The sequence below is a fragment of the Aquimarina macrocephali JAMB N27 genome (assembly GCF_000520995.1).
GTDB classification, from domain to species: Bacteria; Bacteroidota; Bacteroidia; order Flavobacteriales; family Flavobacteriaceae; genus Aquimarina; species Aquimarina macrocephali.
Map to the genome: position 1 here is coordinate 1 of NZ_JACA01000040.1, position 240 is coordinate 240.

Below are 240 nucleotides of genomic sequence, written 5' to 3' on the forward strand. Positions count from 1 at the left end.
TCCTATGGAGATGCACTTGGTACATAGAAACCCAACTACTGGTTTGTTGGCAGTAGTCGGTATTTTCTTTACCGAAGGAGCAGAAAATGAAGTTTTGTCTCAGTTTATGGATAATCTTCCCAGACATAAGGACGAATATTACACAAGTAATGATGAGTATCATATAGCCGATATACTTCCTGGTAATATGGATTTTTATACCTATAGAGGTTCTTTAACGACCCCTGCATGTTCAGAAAT

At 37.5% G+C, this 240-nt stretch carries 1 protein-coding gene; it reads left to right on the forward strand.

Going from position 1 to position 240, the window contains the following annotated elements; translation table 11 throughout:
* A partial coding sequence (locus Z054_RS0119885; protein ID WP_024771791.1) for a carbonic anhydrase family protein occupies positions 1 to 240 on the forward strand: 240 nt, incomplete at both ends.